General features: G+C 63.3%; 17 protein-coding genes. 3 read left to right on the top strand and 14 right to left on the bottom strand.

The window, feature by feature from the left end; translation table 11 throughout:
* Positions 1-25: 25 nt before the first annotated feature.
* Both MSG32_RS14170 and hemE read right to left on the bottom strand, forming a co-directional pair.
* On the bottom strand, positions 26-412 hold the full coding sequence (locus tag MSG32_RS14170; RefSeq protein ID WP_248380357.1) for a VanZ family protein: 387 nt from the start codon (positions 410-412) through the stop codon (positions 26-28).
* Positions 413-566: 154 nt separating this feature from the next.
* A complete protein-coding gene (hemE, locus tag MSG32_RS14165; protein ID WP_248380355.1) occupies positions 567-1,664 on the bottom strand; it encodes a uroporphyrinogen decarboxylase in 1,098 nt (365 codons plus the stop codon).
* A 324-nt stretch (positions 1,665-1,988) separates the two neighbouring features.
* Here hemE and ribA point away from each other — a divergent pair, with 324 nt between their 5' ends.
* Entirely contained in the window at positions 1,989-2,624 is a 636-nt protein-coding gene (ribA, locus tag MSG32_RS14160; RefSeq protein ID WP_043331593.1) for a GTP cyclohydrolase II, read from the top strand.
* Between the two features lie 134 nt (positions 2,625-2,758).
* A complete protein-coding gene (locus MSG32_RS14155; RefSeq protein WP_248380353.1) occupies positions 2,759-3,568 on the top strand; it encodes a hemolysin III family protein in 810 nt (269 codons plus the stop codon).
* A 158-nt stretch (positions 3,569-3,726) separates the two neighbouring features.
* On the opposite strand, the gene MSG32_RS14150 is transcribed toward MSG32_RS14155, so the two are convergent.
* The 5 genes from MSG32_RS14150 to xseB all read right to left on the bottom strand — a co-directional run bounded on the left by MSG32_RS14150 (position 3,727) and on the right by xseB (position 9,719).
* Entirely contained in the window at positions 3,727-5,028 is a 1,302-nt protein-coding gene (locus MSG32_RS14150; protein ID WP_282460377.1) for a DUF4172 domain-containing protein, read from the bottom strand.
* Between the two features lie 670 nt (positions 5,029-5,698).
* The gene (locus MSG32_RS14145) at positions 5,699-6,328 is read right to left on the bottom strand and encodes a glutathione S-transferase family protein (protein ID WP_248380340.1); all 630 of its coding nucleotides are present in this window, start codon (positions 6,326-6,328) and stop codon (positions 5,699-5,701) included.
* Between the two features lie 239 nt (positions 6,329-6,567).
* Complete coding sequence (dxs, locus tag MSG32_RS14140; RefSeq protein ID WP_248380338.1) at positions 6,568-8,490, bottom strand: 1-deoxy-D-xylulose-5-phosphate synthase; 1,923 nt, start codon at positions 8,488-8,490, stop codon at positions 6,568-6,570.
* Positions 8,491-8,502: 12 nt separating this feature from the next.
* The gene (locus MSG32_RS14135; protein ID WP_054556401.1) at positions 8,503-9,435 is read right to left on the bottom strand and encodes a farnesyl diphosphate synthase; all 933 of its coding nucleotides are present in this window, start codon (positions 9,433-9,435) and stop codon (positions 8,503-8,505) included.
* Entirely contained in the window at positions 9,435-9,719 is a 285-nt protein-coding gene (xseB, locus tag MSG32_RS14130) for an exodeoxyribonuclease VII small subunit (protein WP_043331600.1), read from the bottom strand. Before xseB ends, MSG32_RS14135 begins: the two co-directional genes overlap by 1 nt.
* Before the next feature lie 321 nt (positions 9,720-10,040).
* Here xseB and serA point away from each other — a divergent pair, with 321 nt between their 5' ends.
* Positions 10,041-11,291, top strand: coding sequence for a phosphoglycerate dehydrogenase (gene serA, locus MSG32_RS14125; protein ID WP_043331602.1), 1,251 nt, complete (start codon positions 10,041-10,043; stop codon positions 11,289-11,291).
* 291 nt (positions 11,292-11,582) lie between these two features.
* Here serA and MSG32_RS14120 read toward each other — a convergent pair whose 3' ends face one another.
* The 7 genes from MSG32_RS14120 to MSG32_RS14090 all read right to left on the bottom strand — a co-directional run bounded on the left by MSG32_RS14120 (position 11,583) and on the right by MSG32_RS14090 (position 16,961).
* Positions 11,583-11,768 (bottom strand): tautomerase family protein, encoded by a 186-nt coding sequence (locus MSG32_RS14120; protein ID WP_043331603.1) that lies wholly within the window; start codon positions 11,766-11,768, stop codon positions 11,583-11,585.
* A gap of 314 nt (positions 11,769-12,082) precedes the next feature.
* Positions 12,083-13,348, bottom strand: coding sequence for a dihydroorotase (locus MSG32_RS14115; protein ID WP_248380336.1), 1,266 nt, complete (start codon positions 13,346-13,348; stop codon positions 12,083-12,085).
* A complete protein-coding gene (locus MSG32_RS14110; RefSeq protein ID WP_248380334.1) occupies positions 13,345-14,397 on the bottom strand; it encodes an aspartate carbamoyltransferase catalytic subunit in 1,053 nt (350 codons plus the stop codon). The genes MSG32_RS14115 and MSG32_RS14110 overlap by 4 nt, the downstream gene beginning before the upstream one ends.
* Positions 14,394-14,927: a bifunctional pyr operon transcriptional regulator/uracil phosphoribosyltransferase PyrR gene (gene pyrR, locus MSG32_RS14105; protein WP_248380332.1), complete on the bottom strand. Its 534-nt coding sequence runs from the start codon at positions 14,925-14,927 to the stop codon at positions 14,394-14,396. Before pyrR ends, MSG32_RS14110 begins: the two co-directional genes overlap by 4 nt.
* A gap of 98 nt (positions 14,928-15,025) precedes the next feature.
* Positions 15,026-15,481, bottom strand: a complete 456-nt coding sequence (gene ruvX / locus MSG32_RS14100) for a Holliday junction resolvase RuvX (protein WP_054556397.1) — start codon at positions 15,479-15,481, stop codon at positions 15,026-15,028.
* On the bottom strand, positions 15,474-16,031 hold the full coding sequence (locus tag MSG32_RS14095) for a YqgE/AlgH family protein (protein WP_043331610.1): 558 nt from the start codon (positions 16,029-16,031) through the stop codon (positions 15,474-15,476). The genes ruvX and MSG32_RS14095 overlap by 8 nt, the downstream gene beginning before the upstream one ends.
* 15 nt (positions 16,032-16,046) lie before the next feature.
* The gene (locus MSG32_RS14090) at positions 16,047-16,961 is read right to left on the bottom strand and encodes a TonB family protein (RefSeq protein ID WP_248380330.1); all 915 of its coding nucleotides are present in this window, start codon (positions 16,959-16,961) and stop codon (positions 16,047-16,049) included.

The raw sequence follows: 16,961 nt of genomic DNA, 5'->3' as shown, positions 1-16,961 counted from the left end.
ATGACACGCGGCCCGGAGGAGAGGCTCAGCGAGAGGCCGGCCCGAGGCGGACCAGATGCAGAATCAGTCGGACGCACTGAAACACTCCCAGCCCGATGAGGATGCCGGCGAGGTCCGCCAGTGCATCCAGCACCTCTGCGCCGCGATAGGGAATCGCCAGCTGCAGACATTCGATGGCGACGCCCAGCAGCAGCAGGAGCGGCAGGATGATCAGGCTGGTCAAGCCCGCCAGACGTGTGGTCAGCGCCAGCAACGCGAAGGCGGAGAAATGCTGCAGCTTGTCCCAGGGAAAGGACTGCTCCGGATGCGGCACGCCCGGGGAGAGCGTGCCGAACAGGATCAGCAACAGGCATAGCAGCGCCACGAATGCCCAACCGCGGCGCGGGATGAGACGCTGCTCGACCGGCGTCATGCTGACAACCCCGCTTTGCGGCCATTGCCATGCCCGGCCTGCCATGGCGCCGGGCGCGCTGCCCGGCGCCCTTCTGCTTGCTGCCCTGCTGCTTGCCACCTTCTATAGGCAGCAACAGGGGTGGCAACAGAGAAGGCCATGAAGGGCTCTCCCATCAGCCGCGGGCGACCGGTGTCGTATTGGCGGCGTCATCCTGATGGTAGGCCGGGCTCAGCTCGTGCAGCGCGTCCATCAGGGCATTGACGTTGCCCGGGTCGGTGAACTGGCTGATGCCGTGACCGAGGTTGAAGATGTGGCCCGGGCCCTGGCCGTAGCTGTCGAGGATACGCCCGACTTCGGCACGAATGGCGGCCGGCGTGCCGAACAGCGCATTCGGGTCCAGGTTGCCCTGCAGGGCCACACGATGGCCGACACGCTCACGCGCATTGGACATCTCGGTGGTCCAGTCGAGGCCGACGGCATCACAGCCGGTGGCAGCGATGTGCTCGAGCCACTGGCCACCATTCTTGGTGAACAGGATCACCGGTACACGGTTGCCTTCGCTGTCCGGCTTGAGGCCAGCGACGATCTGCTCCATGTAGCGCAGCGAGAACTCGAGATAGGCCGGCGTGGACAGGGTGCCGCCCCAGGTATCGAAGATCTGCACCGCCTGAGCACCCGCGGCAATCTGGGCGTTCAGGTAGTCGGTAACGGCCTGCGCCAGGGTGTCGAGCAACTGATGCATGGCTTCCGGATTGGAATACATCAGGCCTTTCACGTGACGGAAGTCCTTGCTGGAACCGCCCTCGACCATATAAGTGGCCAGTGTCCACGGGCTGCCGGAGAAACCGATCAGCGGCACGCGGCCGTTCAGCTCACGGCGGATGGTGGACACGGCACGCATGACGTAATCGAGATCACGCTCGACATTCGGCACGCTCAGCGCCGCGATTTCCTCGGCAGTCCGCACTGTCTTGCGGAATTTCGGGCCTTCGCCAGTCTCGAAGTAAAGGCCCAGTCCCATGGCATCCGGGATGGTCAGGATGTCGGAGAACAGGATGGCGGCATCCAGCGGGAAGCGTTCCAGCGGCTGCAGCGTCACCTCGCAGGCACGCGCGGTGTCCATGCACAGGTCCATGAAGCCACCGGCCTGACCGCGGACTTCGCGATATTCCGGCAGATAGCGGCCAGCCTGGCGCATCATCCAGACGGGAGTACGGTCGACCGGCTGACGGGCCAGCGCGCGCAGGAAGCGATCATTCTTCAAGGTCATCGGAATCACACATCAGCTCGGGGAATGTCTCGGCATTCTATCAGAGCCTGAGAAAAATCCCGCCCATCGTGGTGATGCAACAAATGCATTGGCAAATCGCCCCGCCTTTATAGTTCCTTTGCTGGCGTCATCCGACCATTGTGGTGGTGGCGGCAACAACGCTTTTCCATACAGAGCGATGAGTCATCGGCCACAGGCTGGTAAACTCGCCACATGACTGCATGCTGGCCGCCGGTATCTCGAGCGACTCATCGAGACATTGCCGGACCACCGCATGCCCGCGCTTTTTCAGCCCGGCGATTGTCCGGGCGTTCGAGGTGAACAGTGACCATTCGATTCATCGCCGCCTCGCGGCTGCCAACGCCCTGGGCGACCTTCACCATGCACGGTTTCGAGGATGAGACCACCGGCAAGGACCACATCGCCCTGACCCTGGGCGACATCGATGACGGCGCGCCGGTGCTGGGCCGCGTGCATTCCGAGTGCCTGACCGGCGACGCCCTCTTCTCGATGCGCTGTGACTGCGGCTATCAGCTGCAGGAAGCGCTCAAGCGCATTGCCGCCGAAGGTCGCGGCGTGCTGCTCTATCTGCGTCAGGAAGGCCGCGGCATCGGTCTGCTCAACAAGATTCGCGCCTATGAGCTGCAGGATGGCGGTGCCGATACCGTCGAAGCCAATGAGCGCCTCGGCTTCGGGGCTGACATGCGCCGCTACGATATCTGTGTGCCGATGCTGGAGCATCTCGGCGTCAGCACTCTCAAGCTGATGACCAACAACCCGCGCAAGGTCGATGCCCTGACCCGTGATGGTGTCACCATCAGTGAGCGCCAGCCGATCACCACCGGCCTGAATCCGCACAACGAGCACTATCTCTCGACCAAGGCGGGCAAGCTGGGCCACATGATGGCACTGGATGATTTCACCCAGGCAAGCGACGTGGATATCGAGCGCAGCGAGTAGCCGCGCAAAGGGGGAGCCTGACTGGCTCCTCCTTCCTTTATATGCAGATTGACTGGCTAGCGCAGCGAGCGTGACATGACGACGTCACCCGCCAGGGAGTAGGCTGGAGTCGAACCCGCGCCGGAGACATCGCCATGCGCAAAGACTCAACGGCTGCATCATCACAGCCTTCTTCATCGCAACCTCAGTCATCACAGCCTGCGTCAACACGGCCCGCCTCGACACCTCCTCAGGCATCACCCTCTTCCAGCGCATCGCCTGCCGATGACGCAGATAAACGCGACACCTCCGCGACGCCTGCTCTCTATACCCGGCTGGAGGAATGGCTGCACAGCGCCAGCCACGGCATCGGCGCCGTCATGGGCCTCGTCGGCATGATCGTGCTGATCGTGATGACCAGCCTCGCCGCCGAAGTCGACCCCTGGAAGATCGTCAGCGTCAGCCTCTACGGCCTGACCCTGGTGGTGCTGTATGCGGCCTCGACGCTCTATCACGGTATTCGTCATCCACGCCTGAAACATGCCTTCCAGCTGCTGGATCACTGCGCCATCTATCTACTGATCGCCGGCACCTATACGCCCTTCCTGCTGGTCAATCTTCGCGGCCCGACCGGCTGGACGCTGTTCGCCATCATCTGGTCGCTCGCGCTGGGCGGCATCTTCCTCAAGCTGCGCTGGCCTGAACGCTTCAGCGCCCTGCGCGTGAGCGTCTATCTGCTGATGGGCTGGTTGATCGTGTTCGCCTCGCCGATGCTGGTCGAGAAGCTCTCCGAGACGGGGCTCATCCTGCTGGTCGCCGGTGGCATCACCTATACCCTGGGCGTGATCTTCTTTCTGATGACGCGCCTGCGCTATCACCACGCCATCTGGCACCTGTTCGTGCTTGGCGGCAGTACCTGCCACTTCTTCGCCATCTATACCGCAGTGCTGCCGTATTCCGTATGACGTGATCGGGGCCGCCACGCTGGCCGGCGCTCTTGAGCACACCGGCTTGAGAACACGGCACTGAGAGCACGGCACTGAGAACACAGGCAAGCCACCTCAAAAAAGCGGGAAGGGTCGTCATGACCCTTCCCGCTTTTTTTCGCGATTTTTTTGACGCTTCAGGGCTCGTCTCTCACAGGGCTATCTCCCTGAGGGGCGAAGACCGGCAAGCGATACCGGGTGCCACGCCCGACACCGTAACTTTCCAGTACCTGCTTGGCGGTCAGGTCGGCGAGATCGCGGGCGGCGGTAGGGTCGGAGGTATCGACCAGGGCGCGGTATTCGGCGCGCCCCACGCCCTCTTCGTCATCTCGCTCCAACAATGTCAGTACCAGCTCGCGCTGGCGGGCATTCAACGGCGTACGCGCGTGCTCAAGCCACAGTCGCTCGGCACGCTGGACGCGCTGGTAATGGAAGGCCGTCCGACGACCGGCGTCGCGCAGACGCAAAAGCCACCACTCGGCCCAGACATTCATGTCACCGGGCGCTGCATCCTCCCCCTCACCATTGAGCGCGCGGTCCAGCTGCGGCGGCAGCTGATGGCCGCTGGCCGAGGTCTGGGGCTTGCCGAGATAACGCTGCTCCAGCTCGCGCAATTCATCCTGATGCTCGAGCACCACCGAGAACAGCGCCTGGCGGCGCCAGCAGAGTTGCTCCAGCGCTTCCGGCTCCCAGCGCTCGGCGGCCTTGCCGACAAACTCGCCTTGCTGCTGCAACGCGGCCAGGGCATCGATTCGTGTCAGCCAGCGCATCAGCAGCAAGCGCCCGATCAAGCCGTTGCCCAAGGCCAGCGGTGCGAGCGCCTGCCAGTGCGCATGCAGCTGCAGGGCATTCAACACCCCTGAGTTATCCACATCCGGTTCTTCCGTCGCCAGACGCTGCCAGAAGACATCCAGCTCCCGGTCCAGCGCATCGGAGTTCTCCGCCGGGGCGCGATAGCGCAAGCGCTTGAGGCCATAACGACCGCTGACTGCTTCGTAGCGCGCCTCGCGCCATGCACCGAGTGGCTGACCACTGCTGCGCGGCAGGAAAGGCCCCAGACGCCGATGCCACTCGAGCACCTGTTGGCGGGTCAGCGGCTGAAATGCCGTGCGCACGACTTCCAGCGTCACATCCACGAAGACGTCGACGCCAGGTGCCGGCCCGCGCGGTGACTCCTGATGGCCGGACTCCAGCCCCAGCGCCTGATACAGCGCATCACGCAACGCCGCCCGCCCGAGCACCACGCCGGACAGCTGGGCACTGGCTTCCATCTCTTCGCTGAGGAGCGTCGCCTCGAGACGCAGGCGTTGTCGGGGATAGAGATTCTGTCCCTGAGCGACCAGTGGCGACATCACCGCCTGGGTCGCCGCCAACTGCCCCATCAAGGGCATGACCTCCAACCGCCCCCGTGGCCAGTCAGGCTGCTGCCAGATCCACATAAGTTGTTATTCCCATTGAGGTTTTCATCAACATTCTATCAAAAAGATCCGCAATAAACCATATATCGAATCACTTAATGATGCGCAAAATAGGCAAGATGCGATCATCGCTCTTGATTCGATCAATATCATGTCATGAAAATCTAATAAACCTCTCAACCCCATGATTTCCATCGGATATGTAGCCACTCACATCGCATGAGTGCTGCCCTCGACCTCATCACGATCAACACTTGACCACCATGACGAAAACAACCAATTACCGAATCATGAATGGATACGCAAAAGATTCAACAGCGCATCATTCACCACCGGATGCCTGAAACCCGCCCTCGATCGATGGCCTGCCTCGCGCCGCCCTGTCCCGAGCCGACCTGAGTCAGCCCGCCACCAGACAGCCTGGGGCGCGCCCTAGACGATTGACGCCCCAGACGATTGACGCCGCTGAACGAGCAAGGTGACCTCTCAACCTCGTCAGGCGCCCTGCAAGCGTCTCTGAGGCCCAGAAACGCAAAAGGCGCCACCCTGATATCAGGATGGCGCCTCGTGGCGTGTGCGCGCTCTCAGCGCGCTTTCATGACGTCATTGCAGTACATGCAGTACATGCAGGCCAGATCAGCCCGTCAGCTTGGCCTGTGGCGGCGTTCGATGACGGTTCCGGCAACAAGGCTCAGTGTTGCTGACGCTCTTCGGCGGCCTGTTGCTCGCGCTGGCGGGCCCGCTCGCAGGCAGGACGCGCCCGCACCTCTTCGCCCCATTGCTCAAGCACGGTAGGCAGAGGTTGCCCGGCCATCTGCGCCCAGCTGAGGGTCTGGGCGAGGAAGATATCGGCGACACTGAATTCATCGGCCACCAGCCAGCCCTGACCATCGAAGCGGCGCTGAAGTGCCTTGAGAGCACGCTGGAATTCCCATTGGGCTGTCTGCTTGATGGCATCACAGCGCTGGTCCTCCGGCAGCGCGAAGGTGTGCTTGGCCAATGTCCACAGCGGCTGCTCAAGCTCGGTGGTCAGGAAACTGAGCCATTGATCCATCTGGGCCTGCCCGGCCAGCGATTGTGGCAGCAGGCGCCCTTCTCGCGCCGCCAGGTAGCGACAGATGGCATTGGACTCGAACAGGGCCAGCTCACCATCCACCAGGGCTGGCGCCTTGCCATCGGGATGAATGGCCAGGTATTCAGGGCTGTGCCCCTCACCGGCCTTCAGATCCAGACTATGAATCCGGTAATCGAGCCCCAGTTCCTCGAGCGTCCAGGCGACCCGCAGCGAGCGGGAATTCGGGTAGCTGTAGAGAGTCAACATGGTCGGGCGCACTCCGTGGCGTTGCGGTGGTGACTGGCGCAGGTGACGGCTTTCGCGCCAGCCAAGCCCTGGCTGCTTGAGCAGAGGGCTTGATGGTCATCCAGCATGGGCGGGAAGTCGCGGAGTTTCCATGCATCATTCGCCGTCTCGCCGCAGGCAGTCACGCAACGAAAGACGCCTGTGGACAACTCGAACTCTCGAGTCATCCACAGGCGTTTCGGTATTGCATGTCACCAGGATCAGCTGCCGAGGCGAGCCTCGATACTGGCGCGGATGCCGGCGGTATCCAGACCGCAATCACGCAGCAGCTCGACCGGCTTGCCATGCTCGACGAAGCCATCCGGCAGCCCCAGCAGCAACATGGGCTGAGTCAGTCCCGCGTTCAGGTAGAGCTCGGCCACGCCGGCTCCCGCGCCACCCGCGATGGCATTCTCTTCGACGGTCACGACCAGGTCGTGCTCCGCGGCGATCTCGAGCAATGCCTCACGGTCCAGCGGCTTGATGGAGCGCAGATTGAAGTGGGTCGCGTCCAGCGCCTCGGCGACCTCGGCCACCGGCGTGTTCATGCTGCCCACGGCGACGATGGCGACACGCACCTCGGGGCTGCCACTGATACGACGACGGTATTCCCCCTGGCCGATCGCCATTGGCGTCAGGTCGGCATCGGTGGCCACCCCCGGCCCGGTACCGCGTGGATAGCGCACCGCGGCCGGCCCGGGGTGGGCCAGTGCCGCGCTCAGCATGCCACGGCACTCGGCTTCATCGGCCGGCGCCATCAGCACCAGCTCCGGCACGCAGCGCAGGAACGACATGTCCAGGCTGCCGTGATGCGTCGGGCCGTCCTCGCCGACCAGACCGGCACGGTCGATGGCAAAGGTCACGTCCAGTTTCTGCACCGCGACATCGTGGATCAGCTGATCATAGCCACGCTGCAGGAAGGTGGAATAGATCGCCACCACCGGCTTCATGCCCTCACAGGCCATGCCCGCTGCCACTGTCACCGCGTGCTGCTCCGCGATGGCGACATCGTAGTAGCGATCAGGATATTCCTTCGAGAAACGCACCAGATCCGAGCCTTCCCGCATGGCCGGCGTGATGCCGATGACGCGCGCATCAGCGCTAGCGGCATCACACAGCCAGTTGCCGAAGACGCTGCAGTATTTCTGCGGCTTGGGAGCCGGCGCGTCGGTGACGGCAGGCGCCTGCTCGGCTGCCTGAGGCGCGGCCTTCTCGAGCTTGGTGATGGCGTGATAGCCGATCGGGTCACGCTCCGCCGGCAGGAAGCCCTTGCCCTTGCGCGTCACCACATGCAGGAACTGCGGGCCATCCAGATCACGCATGTTGCGCAATGTCTGCACCAGCGCCGGCAGGTCATGGCCGTCGATGGGGCCGATGTAGTTGAAGCCCATCTCCTCGAACAGCGTCGCCGGGCTGATGAAGCCCTTCATGTGCTCTTCGGTACGCTTGGCAAGCTCCAGCGCACCCGGCAAGGGCGACAGCAGTCGCTTGCCGTTGGCGCGCATCTGGGTATACGGCTTGCTGGCCAGAATACGTGCCAGATAGCTTGCCAGGCCGCCGACGTTCTCGGAGATCGACATCTCGTTGTCGTTGAGCACGACCAGCATATTGGCCTTCACGTGCCCGGCATGCGCCAGTGCCTCGAACGCCATGCCAGCCGTCAGGGCACCATCGCCGATCACCGCACAGGCGCGCCGTGACTCACCCGCCGTGCGGGCGCCGAGCGCCATGCCCAGCGCCGCACTGATCGAGGTGCTGGAATGGCCCACCCCGAAGGTGTCGAACTCGCTCTCGGCACGCTTGGGGAAGGCAGACAGGCCGTTGTACTGGCGCATGCTGTACATGGCTTCACGACGGCCGGTCAGAATCTTGTGCGGATAGGCCTGATGACCCACGTCCCACACCAGACGGTCATGGGGCGTTTCCAGCGCATGATGGAGGGCCACGGTCAGCTCGACCACACCGAGCCCGGCACCGAAGTGCCCGCCGGTACAGCCGACGCTGTAAAGCAGGTAGGCGCGCAGTTCGTCAGCCAATTGGCGCAGCTGTGCCGCGCTCATGGCGCGCAGCGCTTGAGGTGTCTCGACCGCATCGAGCAGTGGCGTCGCGGGGCGCGCCTGAGGTATCTCGTCAAACAGCTTCATAGGCGTCAGGAATCAGTGGTCTCGCTCGATCATGTAGCGCGCCAGCACCGCGAGTGGCTCTGCGGCCTCTCCCAACGGTGCCAGGGCATCCAGGGCCTCTTGCAGTAGCTGACCTGCTCGCTCTTGAGCACCTTCGAGTCCAAGCAGCGAGGGGTAGGTCGGCTTGTCGCGCGCAGCGTCAGCACCGGCCGTCTTGCCAAGCGTTGCGGTGTCGCCCGTCACGTCCAGGATGTCATCCTGGATCTGGAAGGCCAGGCCGATAGCCGAAGCGTAGCGCTCCAGGGCAGCCAGACGCGAATCCTGCTCGTCGACTGCCACCAATCCGCCCAGACGGACCGCGGCGCGAATCAGCGCGCCGGTCTTGTAGGCATGCATGCGTGACAGCGCCTCTACCTCGCGGAACTGCCCGACTGCCTCGAGATCCAGCGCCTGACCGGCCACCATGCCGCGCCGCCCGGAGGCCTCGGCCAAGGTACGCACCAGGGCAGGTGTCCGTACATGGCCGGTCGTCGCCATCACTTCGAAGGAGAGCGTCAACAGGGCATCGCCCGCGAGAATGGCGGTCGCCTCATCGAAGGCGCGATGCACGGTGGGACGGCCACGCCGCAGGTCGTCATCGTCCATGGCCGGCAGGTCATCATGGACCAGCGAATAGGCATGCACCAATTCGAGCGCCGCTGCCGCCGCGTCCAGCGCAGCGCGGTCAGCGGCCTCCTCATCGCAGCCCAGGGCACGACCCACCGCATACAGCAGCACGGGGCGCAGACGCTTGCCGCCACCCAGAACGCTGTAGCGCATGGCGTCCTCGAGACGCTCACTCACCGCCGCACTGCCGGGAGTCAACAACGCCTCAAGCACGGCCTCACTGCGCGCCTGTCCAGAGCGGATCAGCTCGCTGGCCTGCGATGCAGTCGGCGTGACTTGCGTATTCAATCCACCTGACATCACCAGTCCTTCTCCTCGTCCGCTTCACCCGCCATGCTGCCTGCGGCATCGGGCGCCGTAAACGCCGTGGGCGTCAGCGCTCCCTCCGGGCCTTCCACCAATGCCTGCAGGCGCAACTCGGCGCTGTCGAGCCGCTGCTGCGCCTCGCGCGCCAGGCTCACGCCCTCTTCAAAAGCGCCCAGTGACGCTTCCAGCGACATGTCGCCAGCTTCGAGCCGCGTCACCAACCCTTCAAGACGGGCCAGGGTGGCGGCGAAATCCTGTGGCACTTCCTTTTCGGCCATGGGTGCTCTCGCTCATCCGACCGGGCGGGCCCGGTGTCTCTGTGTGGAGCGCCAGTATAACCCGAAGGGCTTCACGACGCTGCCCACCCCCTGCGCACGGAGGAAGAGTCACATCAAACGGCTGTGCTGTGAATTTTTCATGCCCGGCACGCGGACATTTCATCCGGAGGCCCCGTCGGCTGTGATATTCTTTGCTCCCCTGTTGACAGCACGCCCCGCTGTTTCTCTGGCATTTTCTTGAGGTGTGACACGCCAGCAGGTCATGAAAAAGACCAAACGAACAGAAACGCCGGCATGACCGGCGAGAGGGTTGATCCGACAATGGCCAAGACGTCCCTGGACAAGAGCAAGATCAAGATTCTATTGCTCGAGGGTGTCCACCAATCCGCCGTGGATAATTTCCTCAACGCGGGTTACACCAACATCGAACTGCTTCAGACCTCGCTGGCCGAGGAAGAACTGATCGAGAAGATCCGCGATGTGCACTTCATCGGCATTCGTTCCCGCACTCAGCTCAACGAGCGCGTGATCTCCGCTGCCGAGAAGCTCACCGCCATCGGCTGCTTCTGCATCGGCACCAACCAGGTCGACCTGGAAGCCGCACTGAAGCGCGGTATCCCCGTGTTCAACGCGCCCTACTCCAACACTCGCTCGGTCGCCGAGCTGGTACTGGCCGAAGCCATCATGCTGATGCGCGGCGTGCCGGAGAAGAGCGCCAAGGCACATCGTGGCCAGTGGATGAAATCCGCCAAGAACAGCCATGAAGTCCGCGGCAAGACGCTGGGCATCGTGGGCTACGGCAGCATCGGTTCCCAGCTGTCCGTGCTCAGCGAATCCCTGGGCCTGGACGTCATCTACTACGATGCCGTCACCAAGCTCGGCATGGGCAATGCCCGTCAGGTGGCAAGCCTGGAAGAGCTGCTGGCGCGCGCTGACATCGTCACCCTGCATGTGCCGGAAATCCCCTCAACCAAGTGGATGATGGGCAAGCAGCAGTTCGCGCTGATGAAGCAGAACAGCGTCTTCATCAATGCGGCACGCGGCACCACCGTCGTCATCGAAGACCTGGCCGAAGCCCTCTCCAGCGGCAAGCTGCTGGGCGCCGCCATTGACGTCTTCCCGGTAGAGCCGAAAGGCAACGGCGAAGAGTTCGTGTCTCCGCTGCGCGAGTTCGACAATGTCATCCTGACGCCGCACGTCGGTGGCTCCACCATGGAAGCCCAGGAAAACATCGGTGTCGAAGTCGCCGAGAAGCTGGTGACCTACTCCGACAACGGTACCACCATCGGCTCGGTCAACTTCCCGGAAGTCGCCCTGCCGGCGCACCCGGAAAAGCACCGTCTGCTGCATATCCACGACAACGTCCCGGGCGTGCTGTCACGCATCAACCAGGTGCTGTCCGAGGAAGGCATCAACATCTCTGGCCAGTACCTGCAGACCAACAACACGGTCGGCTATGTGGTCATCGATGTCGACAAGGCCTACGGCAAGAAAGCGCTCGAAGCCCTCAAGACCGTCGACCATACCCTGCGTATCCGGACCCTCTACTCGGAAGCTGATTTCGAGAACTGAGTCCGTGCTCTGCTTCATGGCCGTGGAGCAGAGGGCAGGCAAATGAAAACGCCGCAGCCAGAAATGGCTGCGGCGTTTTTTTGTACCGGATTACCAGGCGCGTTGCTCGTCCCGTGCCTTGCGTCCCACTCCCCTCTGTCATGCCTCTGTCATGCCTCAGCCGGTTTTCCAAATACTGGCAATGCCGGGCCAAGACCAAGGGCGTGTTTCACGTGGAACATCTCAATTCCTCGTAAAAACACCCTCTGAATCAGATAGTTGAGAACAAGCCCCCAGTTGAAACTTCTTCTCTCAGCGCTCTGACAATGGCGTGCCAGCGACGGCCCAGTTTTCCGGCTCCACTTCCTGCAGCACCACCCAGACGGACTGCTCACGCACGCCCAATACGCGAGCCGTCTCGCGCGTCAACGCCTCCACCAGCTCCCGCTTCTGTTCCTGTGTCTTGCCCGTCAGAAATTCTGCACGAATCATCGGCATGGTTTTCTCTCCTTGTTGTTCAAATCTCTTTTCCTGCGTGCCAGATCAGCCTGCTGACCAGCCGCCATGCCGCTATTGCTACAGATGAGTTATGGCGCTACGGCAGATGTTCCACGTGAAACATCAACCGGCAACAATAAGCGCTGCCCAGTAATGCGACTCTGCGGCATGCATAGGCTGATAAAGAGATTGGCTGCTTTACGATAAAACAGCCAATCCCTACACAACACGCCATCAAAAAACCACTCAGTTATCAGTATGTTGGCGCGCCTGCGCTGAATATCTCAAGCAGCATGTTCCACGTGAAACACCGCTTAGACGTAGCAGGTATCGCCCAGCAGCACTTCCTCAACGCGGCCCTTCAACAGCATGCCAAGCAGCGGGGTGTTATGGCCGGCACTGACCAGCGTCTCGCTTGAGACACGCCATTCCTGTTCCATATCGATCACCGCCAGATCACAGTATTCGCCCACTTCCAGCATGCCGCCCTTGAGTCCGAAGCGTCTGGCACTGAACGTCAATGTCTCGATCAGGCGAGGCAGGCTCAGAAGCTCGGCCTTCACCAGCGCCAGCCCCAGCGGCAGCATGGTTTCCAGACTGGTCATGCCGGGCTCGGATACTGCGAAGGGCGCGCTCTTGGCAGCGGCTTCATGGGGCAGATGGTCACTGACGATGGCGTCGATGGTGCCATCGACCACACCGGCACGCAGCGCATCACGGTCTACCGCGCTGCGCAGTGGCGGCTCCAGATGGAAATTGGCGTTGAAGCCTTCCAGCTGCTCATCGGTCCAGTGCAGTTGCGCCATCGACACATCCGCGCTGATATCCAGCCCTCTGGCCTTGGCATCACGTACCAGTTCGACGGCCCGTGCACTGGAGAGCAGCGACACATGCGCCCGTACACCGGTCTGCTCGATCAACAGCAGCCACTGGGTCAGGGCGACCGTCTCGGCAGATTCCGGAATGCCGGCCAATCCGAGACGCGAGGCAATGGCGCCCTCATGGGCGCAGCCCTGCCCGGCCAAGGCGGCCTCCTGGGCCTGGAACACGACGGTGATATCAAAGGTCCGCGCGTACTCCAGACAACGGCGCAGTACGCCGAGATCGCGTATTGGCTGGCGCAGGTTGGTCAGTGCCACGCAGCCTGCAGACTTGAGCGCGGCCATATTGGCGAGCAGATCACCTTCCAGCCCCTGCGTCAGTGCCCCCAGCGGCGCAAGACGCACCCCCGCCACATCACGCGCGCGGTCCAGCAGCGTGCGAATATGCGAGGCGCTGTCGAGCACCGGGCTGGTGTCGGGGCGCGGCAGGATGGTCGCGTAGCCACCCGCCAGTGCGGCAGCCGACTCACTGACCAGACTGCCCTTGTAGCGCGGACCCGGGTCGCGCAGGTGCGCGCCAAGATCGATGAAGGCCGGCGTGACCAGCTTGCCCGCCATATCATCGCGCTGCTCGGCGCTGAAATCCGCCGGCGCTTCGCCGATCGCGATCAGGCGACCGCCGTCGAGGTGCAGGTCGTACTGGCCATCGCGGCCATTGGTCGGGTCGATCACCCGTGCATTGATCAGGCTGCGTTTCATGCGCCAGCTCCTCGTGAACGTTCACCCCTGCGCTCGGCGCGCGCCTTCATCTGTCCGGAGACCGCCATCGACAGCACCGCCATGCGCACCGCGATGCCGTTGGTGACCTGATCGAGTATCAGCGAACGCGGGCCATCCGCGACGGCGGATTCGATCTCGACACCCCGGTTGATCGGCCCCGGATGCATCACCACGGCGTCAGGGTGCGCGTGTGCCAGGCTTTCGCGGGTCAGGCCATAGCGGCGGTAGTATTCCGATTCCGAGGGCAGCAGTGCGCCATCCATGCGCTCCTTCTGCAGGCGCAGCATGATGACGACATCAACATCCTTCAGCCCTGCTGCCAGCTCAGTGAAGACCTGACAGCCCAGCGTCTCGATCCCGATGGGCAGCAGCGTCTGCGGCGCGACCACCCGCACCTCCGCTGCGCCCAGCGTATTTAGCGCCTGAATCTGCGAGCGAGCGACGCGTGAATGCAGGATGTCTCCGACGATCGCGACGCGCAGATTGGCGAACTCACCCTTGTGGCGGCGGATGGTCAGCATGTCGAGCATCGCCTGGGTCGGGTGCGCATGACGACCGTCGCCGGCATTGATGATCGCCACATGCGGCGTGATCTGGCTGGCGATGAAGTGCGCCGCACCGGAGTCGCCATGACGCACCACGAAGGCATCCGCCTGCATGGCCTCGAGATTTACCAGGGTATCCATCAGCGACTCGCCCTTGGCGGCCGACGAGGTCTTGATGTCCAGATTGAGCACATCCGCCGACAGACGCTTGGCAGCCAGCTCGAAGGTGGCACGCGTGCGGGTCGAGTTCTCGAAGAACAGATTGGCCACCGTGCGCCCGCGCAGCAACGGCACCTTCTTGACCTCGGCATCACCGATGCCACGGAAGTGATCGGCGGTGTCGAGAATTTCGGTCAGCACGCTGCGCGGCAGGCCTTCGATATCTAGAAAGTGACGCAGCCGGCCCTGCTCATCCAGCTGGACCTGTGCCGGCGAGGCAGCCCGCACGTCCGCGCTGGCCTGCGAGAGATCAAACAGGTTCATGCTGTCACCTCTCCGGTATCGACCAGTGTCAGGCGCAGGTTGTCGGGGCCTTCCAGCTTGATGCGCTTGCCGGGCGCCAGCGCCAGGTTGGCGCCCAGGGCGTCCGGCTGCACCGGCAGCTCACGCCCCGGCAGCTCTACCAGGCAGGCCAGCAGCACGCGGCGCGGACGGCCATAGTCGAACAGCTCATTGAGCGCCGCGCGCACGGTACGTCCGCTCATCAGCACGTCGTCTACCAGCAGCAGATCGCGGTTCTCGATATCCGGCAGCTGTGACCCCTGGCCGCCATCCGGCAGGCCCTTGTGGCCGAAGTCGTCGCGCCAGAAACCGATATCCAGTGTCGCGAGGGGCTCTCCCAGCCCCAGCCGCTCACGCAATGCCTGGGCGACCCAGACACCGCCGGTATGAATGCCGACCGGAATCAGACGTTCACGATCGAGTTCACGGCGCTCGAACAGCAATTCGAGCTCCTCGGTCATGGCCTCGAGCAGTGCCTCGACCTCTGGCAGTGCCTCATGTTCTTCGTGCATCTCAGACTCTTGCATGGATATCGCTTCCTATCTTCCCTGCCGGATGGCGGCAAACAGACAAAAAAAACCCGCTTCCGGAAAGGAAGCGGGTGGAGTATTCAGTAACCGACAAGGTCGCCCTCGCCTCGCTGGCTTGCAAACCAGCTCTCGAGAATCAGCTGAGCGGCGAGGCCGTCCACGCCATCATCGCGATAATTGCCGCGGTGGCCGCGCTCGCGCGCCAAGCCCTTGGCCGCCTTGGTGGAGCCGCGCTCATCCCACATTTCCAGCGGCTTGCCGTAGCGGCCATACAGGCGCTTGCCGAACTTGCGGGCTCGGCTGCACATCAGTGTCTCGCTGCCGTCCAGCTCGAGGGGCAGGCCGACCACGAACAGGTCGGGCTGCCATTCCTCGATCAGGCGATTGACGACATTCCAGTCCGGAATGCCGTCCCGCACATGCAGCGGCACCAGGGGCGTCGCGGTGCCGAGCATCTCGGTGCCCACCGCGACACCGATGCGGCGCGTGCCGAAGTCGAACGCCAGCGCCGTACGGCTGACTTGCCGCTCAGCCATGCCCGATCTCCCGCGACATCAGATTCATGTCGACGCCCAGCTTGCTGGCAGCCGCTTCGAGACGGGACTCGCTGTCGGCATCGAAGAGGATGCCGCTGTCGCCTTCGACGATCAGCCAGCTGTTTTCCTTCAGCTCGTTGGTGAGCTGGTCCGGCTCCCAGCCAGCGCAGCCGAGGCAGACCATGAAGTCATCAGGGCCTTCGTTGCCGGCTATCGCCTTCAGGATGTCCAACGAGGTGGTCAGCGCCAGCTCGTCGGTGACCTGCAGGCTGGAATCCCACTCGCTGGCCTTGCCGCGATGCAGGATGAAGCCGCGGTCCTTGTGGACGGGACCGCCGTAATAGACCACCTCATCGAGGCGCTCACAGCTGTCGGCAGCGATCTCGAGCTGCTCGAACAGACCGCGCATGGTCAGCTTGATCGGCTTGTTGACGATGACACCGAGGGTGCCCTTGTCATCATGATCACAGAGGTAACTGAGCGAGCCGGAAAAATTGTCATCATCGAGATGCGGCATCGCCAGCAGGAAATAGTCTCGCAGACTTTGCATGGTCCTCCCGAGGCGTCAGGGCGCGCCAGAATCGTTGCCGGGGCCGAATCGCCAGATGCGGGTGATGGTCAGCTGGCTCATCCCCTTGAGACTTTCATCAAAGGGCGCATAAGGAGCCGCGCCGTAGACCGTATCCAGAGCCGCCTGGTCGAGTTCAGCATGTCCCGAGGATTGTAACACTTCCGCGAACTCAAGCTGACCGCTGGGCAGCACGACGGCGCGAATCCGCAGCTCGCCGCTCAGGTGGGCAGGCGCCGGATAGTGCTGGTTGCCGAATGCTTGCACCGTGCCGGTCCAGTCATTGATATAGCGCGCGCGGGCCGAGGCACGCGCCGCCTTGCGTGAGGCGGTGTCACCCACCACCTCACGCGACTGGCCGGAGGCCTGGATTCGCTGGACGTCCTGCTCGCTGGCCTGCTGCTCGTTGTCCGGCGTATCCGGCAGCAGTTCGGAACGCGTCACCTGTTGTGACGACGCCTGCTGGGTCGCGATCACCTCGGGGATGCGCTCGGGCAGTACCAGTGCCTGCGTGGCCGGAGCCAGGGCTTCCGCCACGGCCGGCTCGCTGGCCTCGGACGCACTCTGCTCACCCGGCTGCGGGGGCGCCTGGTTGGTTGGCCCGGCCTGCACCGCTGCCTCGCGCCCGCTGCCACTGGCCTGCTGGTCCTGCTCGGCCACCACCTGCGAGTCGACGGCAGTGGCGCTGGCCTGGCTGACCAGCGTCACATCGAGCATCACCGGCTTGGGCATCGGCGGTACCTCAGGCGGCGTCAGCAGGCCGCTGCCCAGCAACCACCAGCCGATGACGGCATGGACGGCCAGTGCCGCGCCCCATGCCACCACACGGCGATGCACCCGCGTCACCGGTACATAGGTGATCGGGTCGGTGACGCTATGATTGCCTGCCCACCATTCGACGGGTGCTGCCAT

This window comes from Cobetia sp. 1CM21F (assembly GCF_023161745.1).
Taxonomy (GTDB): domain Bacteria; phylum Pseudomonadota; class Gammaproteobacteria; order Pseudomonadales; family Halomonadaceae; genus Cobetia; species Cobetia amphilecti.
This window is presented reverse-complemented; position numbering and strand designations above follow the sequence as displayed.